Raw genomic sequence first — 2,537 nt, 5'->3', positions numbered from 1 at the left:
GTCTGGTGGGCTCGTTTTTTTTTATAAGTCACTGTCGTGGTGCCTATCCCCCCCCGGGGGCCGGCCGCCGCGGCGGCCTGGGGGATCAGGGTCGGATTCGTGCCGGACACCGTCGTCGTCGAGCTCGACGAGCGGAAGGGGTCGATGCTGCTGCACGTGCTCGACGCGCGGGATCCCGATGCCGTGATCGCCGCGCAGCTCGACTCCTACGAGCGGCGCCAGCGCCGCGTCTTCCCCTGATCGCCCATGCCCGCCTTCGTCATCGTCCCGGCCCTCGTCTGGGCGACGCTGCTGCTGGTCGCCGGCGGCCTGGTGCTGGTCCGCGCCCGCAACGTGCTCCAGCGGATCGTCGCACTCGACCTCCTCGCGGTAATCGTCATCGCGCTGCTGGCCCTGCTGAGCTTCGTGAGGGGACAGCCGTACTACCTCGACGCCGCGGTGGCGCTCGCCCTGATGTCCTTCGTCGCCACCGTGGCCACGGCCCGGTACCTCGACCGAGGAGGGCCGTTCGGATGATCTCGGTCGTGCTCGACGTGGTCGGCGGTGTGCTGCTGCTGCTCGGCTTGGTGCTGCTCACGATCAGCGTTGTCGGCGTCCTGCGGCTGCCCGACACCTACGGCCAGCTGCACGCCCAGGGATTGGCCACCGGCCCCGGTGTGGTCGCGATCCTCGCGTCCCCGGTCGCGACCGAGGACGCCGCGAGCATCACCTTCGCCGTGCTCGCGATCGTGTTCATCGCCCTGACCTCGCCGGTGGCGAGCCACGCGATCGCCCGCGCCGCCCATCGCCGCGGTCGGCGGCGGGGCGACGAGGGCGGGCAGGGGACCGGCCGTCGATCCGTCCGGGACGGGTGATGGAGCCGGGGTCAACCGGCAGACGAGGTGGGAGCGACCATGGCAGACGCAGCTGCGAACAAGCCGATCCTCGTGGGAGTGGACGGATCCCCGTCGGCGATCCACGCGGCACGCCGGGCCGCCGCGGAGGCAGCCCGACGCGGCACCGGCCTCACCCTCGACCCAACACCATCGACCCCGTGGTCGAAGGTCGTCAGTCGAGGTGCGGCGTGAACTCCTGGGAGCCGATGACGGCGAGCAGCTCCAGTTTGTCGACGCTGTCGGTGCCCGGCGCGGGGGTGAACCACAGCAGGCGCTGACGACCGTCCTCGCTGAACAGGGTGAGGCAGTTGACCTCGACCAGGCCGAGCGCGGGATGGGCGATGCGCTTGCGGTCGTCGCGGCGGAACGCCACGTCGTGCTCGGCCCACAGCCCGGCGAACTCGGCGGAGCGGTCGAGGAGCCCGGCGACGAGCGCGCTCGCCCCGGTGTCCTTGGCGTCCCGGCGTGCGGCGGCGGCCCGCAGGTCGGCGGTGAACGCCCTGGACTGGGCCGGGTGGTCCTCCTCGGGGTAGAGCCGCCGCGCCTCGGGGTCGGTGAACCAGCGGTGGACGAAGCTGGCTTCCTCGCCCCGGAAGCGGGAGTGGTCCCCGAGCAGCGCGATGGCGAGCGGGTTCTGCACGAGCGTCACGTGCAGGTCGGTGATCACCTGCGCGGGGGTGGAGGTCAACCGGGTGAGCAGGTCGAGCATCCCGGGGTGCACGTGCGAGCTCGCACCGCCGCGCGGCACCGGCCGGTTGGCCAGGTGGTAGAGGTGGTCGCGCTCGTCGGCGGTCAGGCGCAACGCACGCGCCAGCGCCGCCAGCATCTGTTCCGACGGCTGCGACCCGGCTCCGCGTTCCAGTTCGTTGTAGTAGTCCGCCGACGCCCCGGCGAGGTGGGCGACCTCCTCGCGGCGCAGCCCCGGCACGCGCCGCCGCGGCCCGGAGACCAGTCCGACCTCTGCGGGGCGGATGCGCTCACGCCGCGAGCGGAGGAACGCGCCCAGCTCGGCGTACTTCATCGAGTTCACGTCCTCCAGTCTGCAGCGGAGCGGGCCACGGACACAGGGGACGACGTCCCCTGTCACCGGTCCGCACGGTCCTGCACGGTAGGGGCATGACAGACACCGACCCCGCCGGCGGACGAGTCGCCATCGTCACCGGGGGTTCGCGCGGCATCGGCCGGGCGGTCGCCCGCGGGCCCGCCGCGGATGGCCTGGCCGTCGTGGTCGACTCCGCAGGCCGCTCAACGCGGCCTGATCCGGCACCGCACTGAACGACAACGAGGAGAACACCCGTGCCATTCGCCAACTTCAAGGTCCCCGCGGGCACCATCAGCGCCGAGGACAAGAAGAAGATCGTCGAGCGCACCACCGAGCTGTACGTCGAGATCTACGGAGAACGCGCCCGGCCGACCACGGTCGTGCTCGTCAACGAGGTCGAGGACGGCGGCTGGGGCGTCGGAGGCAACGTCCTGATCGCCGCGATGCTCAACAGCAACGCCTGACACGCCCCCGAGTACGACGGTCGGACGGCCCGATGGCCCCCACCGGACGCCGAGCCGTCCGCGGTCGGCTCCGCGTGGCGTGCGGGAGGCCACGTCGACCCGGTTCGGGGTGCCGAGCAGGTCGGCCATGGCGTCGTGATCGAGGCGGTTGTACCG

General features: G+C 72.0%; 6 protein-coding genes. 5 read left to right on the top strand and 1 reads right to left on the bottom strand.

Annotated elements, in window-relative coordinates; translation table 11 throughout:
- Nucleotides 1–36: 36 nt before the first annotated feature.
- Genes ACFV4N_RS42700 through ACFV4N_RS42685 form a run of 4 tightly spaced genes read left to right on the top strand, consistent with a single transcriptional unit; the run spans nucleotide 37 to nucleotide 1,067 of the window.
- Nucleotides 37–240, top strand: a complete 204-nt coding sequence (locus tag ACFV4N_RS42700; RefSeq protein WP_499678403.1) for a Na+/H+ antiporter subunit E — start codon at nucleotides 37–39, stop codon at nucleotides 238–240.
- A gap of 6 nt (nucleotides 241–246) precedes the next feature.
- Nucleotides 247–516 carry a monovalent cation/H+ antiporter complex subunit F gene (locus ACFV4N_RS42695; protein WP_499678402.1) on the top strand — a complete coding sequence of 90 codons (270 nt, stop codon included), beginning with the start codon at nucleotides 247–249 and terminating at the stop codon, nucleotides 514–516.
- A complete protein-coding gene (gene mnhG / locus ACFV4N_RS42690; RefSeq protein WP_499678401.1) occupies nucleotides 513–854 on the top strand; it encodes a monovalent cation/H(+) antiporter subunit G in 342 nt (113 codons plus the stop codon). The genes ACFV4N_RS42695 and mnhG overlap by 4 nt, the downstream gene beginning before the upstream one ends.
- 39 nt (nucleotides 855–893) lie before the next feature.
- Nucleotides 894–1,067, top strand: coding sequence for a universal stress protein (locus tag ACFV4N_RS42685; protein WP_499678400.1), 174 nt, complete (start codon nucleotides 894–896; stop codon nucleotides 1,065–1,067).
- On the opposite strand, the gene ACFV4N_RS42680 is transcribed toward ACFV4N_RS42685, so the two are convergent.
- Nucleotides 1,048–1,896 (bottom strand): helix-turn-helix transcriptional regulator, encoded by an 849-nt coding sequence (locus ACFV4N_RS42680; RefSeq protein WP_499678404.1) that lies wholly within the window; start codon nucleotides 1,894–1,896, stop codon nucleotides 1,048–1,050. The two genes, ACFV4N_RS42685 and ACFV4N_RS42680, sit on opposite strands and share 20 nt — an antisense overlap.
- A 275-nt stretch (nucleotides 1,897–2,171) precedes the next feature.
- Between ACFV4N_RS42680 and ACFV4N_RS42675 the strand changes: the two genes are divergently transcribed.
- Complete coding sequence (locus ACFV4N_RS42675; protein ID WP_499678399.1) at nucleotides 2,172–2,381, top strand: 4-oxalocrotonate tautomerase family protein; 210 nt, start codon at nucleotides 2,172–2,174, stop codon at nucleotides 2,379–2,381.
- The last annotated feature ends 156 nt before the right edge of the window (nucleotides 2,382–2,537 follow it).

It is taken from the genome of Actinosynnema sp. NPDC059797, from assembly GCF_042732085.1.
Taxonomy (GTDB): domain Bacteria; phylum Actinomycetota; class Actinomycetes; order Mycobacteriales; family Pseudonocardiaceae; genus Actinosynnema.
The sequence above is the reverse complement of the archived record's forward strand: the minus strand, read 5'-3'. Positions and strand labels throughout refer to the sequence as shown.